The following is a 2,846-nucleotide window of genomic DNA, read 5'->3' on the forward strand; positions in this document are numbered from 1 at the left end:
GGGGGCGGGCGGGTGCGGGCGGGCGGCACCCGAACGGTGGTGGGGTGGGGCGGAGCCGGTCGCGGCGCGAACAAAATTCGCCGAAGGCGACGGGCCAGCCGCTGGGCAGTGCAGCCGGATCGCCCCTCGGGTGTCCGGGCTGTGCAGCACAATGAGTCGCATGACAAGACTTCGCATCGCGCTCGCCAACCTCGAAATTCCCAAGAATCCAGAAGACTCCGTGGTGCGAGCCGAGCGCGCGGTCAGAGCCGCTGCTGCTGCCGACGCGCATATCGTGTGCTTCCCGGAAGCGTACGTGCCGGGCTACCCATGGCCGCCGCAATCACGTAAGGCCGTGAGCGCCAACTTCTTGGAAGCTGCGCACGAGCGCATCGCCCAGGCTGCGCGGGAGAGCCACATCTACGTGGTGCTCGGTACGGAGCGGTACGTTTCCGACAAGCCACGTCTGACCACGCTCGTACTTCGACCCGACGGCGATCGAGCGGGTTATCAGGACAAAGTGCAGCTCGACCCAGCAGAAGATTCCATATACGAGGCGGGCAGCGATCGCCGAATATTCGAAGTCGACGGATTCCGCTTCGGCATCGTGATTTGCCACGAGGGATTTCGCTATCCGGAGACGGTACGCTGGGCCGTTCGCAATGGCGCCCAGTTGGTGTTCCACCCGCACTATAACGAAGCAGAGCCCGGCTCGTTTCAGCCAACCGAATTCGCCGACCCGAGAAACTCCTTCCACGAGAAGGCATTTCTATGTCGAGCCGCCGAGAACAATTGTTACGTCGCCGCCGTCAACTGCGCGAGCCCGGGATCACCCACGACATCCGCCGTAGTGCGGCCGGACGGCATGCTGCTCAGCCATCAACCTTACGGAAGGCCCGGGCTGCTGGTCTGCGACATCGATCCCGCCGACGCAACGCCGCTGCTCGCGCAACGCCTGAAAGCTTGTTCTTGAGTTGTCGAACAGGGTTCGGTTGAGTCGTTCGACCTTTCCCTTTGACTGGGGTCAGTGCCGCACGGCCCACAGATATGGACACCTCGATGAAGGGGGCCTCCGAGGCAGCTGAACCAGCCTGGCGGGGAACGATCACACACCTCACGAGAAACGACCTGCAAAGCGCCGAGACGGTCCTTACGGGTGCGAGTGGGGAGCGTCAACGATGCACGCCTTGACCGGGCCGTTCCGGTAGCGCCACAACGGTCACGCGCATGGGAGCCGAGCAGCCGCAGCGCGGAGAGCAACCCATAGATGACGTAGCTGGCGTCGGCCCATGCGAACTCGATCCCCTCCTCCGTCAGAACCCGCGAGCTGATGCGCATGGCGAATGTACCGGAGCCGTCCCGGTGCAACTCGCGGTGGTGATACCGATACCCGTTTGCCTGTCGGCTGTGAGCGATGATGCGCCGGGCTCCGACCTTTACCTCCAGCAGATCGGTCTCCGCCAGGAGGGTGGGCCCGGCCTGCAACTCGTTTTTGTACTGGTCGAAAGAAGTACGGGTGATCTGCATGTCACCGGCAGCTTCCGGGACCAGGGACACCAGCAGGTGGGCCAAGTTTTGGGGCGGAAGCGCGGCAAGCAACTCTCTTTCGACGTCGTCCAGACGTTGGTCGCGCTCAGCGGCTGCCCGGAAGCGCCGGTAGTAGGCCGTGGCCACCTCGGTCTCGGTCATCCAGTCAGTCTTGCTGACCATCCGGTCGTTTGGGGCGTATGTTGCCCACTAGCCTTTGAGTATGATGTTTCGATCGCGGCGCTTGGAAGCTACCGGTAGTTCGTTAAGCCCGGCGGTAGAGATCAAGGGGTATGCCGGCGGTGACGGCGTCGAGGAGGGCTTGGAGTTCGGCGGGTGGGTCGCTGTCCGTCCAGGCTCGCCACCAGCGGTGCAGGGTGATGGCGGGGGTGAGCCAGGCGCGGGTGGCGCGTAATGCCTTGGGCCAGCAGGGAGGTTGGGGCTGGTGGGGTGTGGGATCGCCCCCTCTCTGGGCGATCGTCGGGGCAGGGGTCCGGCGCGGTGGCGTCCAGTGGTCCGGGTGGGGCGAACCACTGGTCCCAGCAGAAGGAGAAAGCGCAGTTCACCAGGGTCTGGTGGTGGCGGATGGCGTGGTCGGAGCGGACCTGGAAGTGGGCCCAGCCGAGTTCGTCCTTGATCTGTTTGTAGGTCTGTTCGATCCACGGGCGCAGTCCGTAGATCTGGACGATCTCGGCGAGGTCGGCGGGCGGGTAGGTGCTGCTGGCGGCGTGTGGGGCGTCGGGGTGGGGGAGGTTGGTGGCGAGGTACCAGGTGGCCTTGTCCGGCAGGGTGGCCGGGTCGGTGGTGGCCACGACCAGGCGGCATGGGCCCAGTGGTTGCCAGCCGCCAAGGCGCGCGTCGGCGGCCCACCAGGTCTCGGTGTGTCCGTCGCGGAAGTGCCGCTCCACTGGTGTCCAGTCGCCGGGGTGGTCGGGATCTGTCCAGGTCAGGGCGTGGGCGGCGTCGATGGGGGTGTGTGGCTGGTCGGCGCGGGCCCAGGTGCCGCGGTGCGGCTTGAGGTGGACCACATAGGCGAGTTGGGCTTCGCGCAGCGCCAGGTACCAGTCGTCGCCGACGCTGTAGGCGCTGTCGGCCACCACGGCCCGGCAGGCGAAGCCCGCCGCCCGGCCCTGGGCCGCGAGCGCCGCGGAGATCTGCGGTTTGGTCCGGAAAGCGGGGTCGGTGCGGCCGTGGGCGAAGTGGTGGGCGGGGTGTAGGGCTGGGCGTGCAGCGGGTAGTACACCCGGCCGTCGGTCCACACCGTGGTCACGGTGACCACGCCGTTGTCGGTCTTGCCCAACCGGCCCAGCCACTGACGGCCCACATGCGCGGTGGCCGTG

Annotated in this window: 2 protein-coding genes and 1 pseudogene; 2 read left to right on the forward strand and 1 reads right to left on the reverse strand. The window is 66.4% G+C overall.

From position 1 onward, the window contains the following. The first annotated feature begins 160 nt into the window (after nt 1-160). Nucleotides 161-952 carry a carbon-nitrogen hydrolase family protein gene (locus TR46_RS40435; protein WP_084719216.1) on the forward strand — a complete coding sequence of 264 codons (792 nt, stop codon included), beginning with the start codon at nt 161-163 and terminating at the stop codon, nt 950-952. 254 nt (nt 953-1,206) lie between these two features. Next, nucleotides 1,207-1,767, forward strand: coding sequence for a hypothetical protein (locus TR46_RS41880; RefSeq protein ID WP_152626890.1), 561 nt, complete (start codon nt 1,207-1,209; stop codon nt 1,765-1,767). Nucleotides 1,768-1,790: 23 nt separating this feature from the next. Here TR46_RS41880 and TR46_RS35390 read toward each other — a convergent pair. Continuing rightward, a pseudogene (locus tag TR46_RS35390) lies at nt 1,791-2,846 on the reverse strand (IS701 family transposase); the annotation flags it as partial.

Source organism: Streptacidiphilus carbonis, assembly GCF_000787775.1.
Lineage (GTDB): Bacteria > Actinomycetota > Actinomycetes > Streptomycetales > Streptomycetaceae > Streptacidiphilus > Streptacidiphilus carbonis.

Excerpts from the sequence above, each read along its gene's own strand:
- TR46_RS41880 (WP_152626890.1), top strand. The coding sequence starts at position 1,207 with ATGGGAGCCGAGCAGCCGCAGCGCGGAGAGCAACCCATAGATGACGTA.
- TR46_RS40435 (WP_084719216.1), top strand. The coding sequence starts at position 161 with ATGACAAGACTTCGCATCGCGCTCGCCAACCTCGAAATTCCCAAGAAT.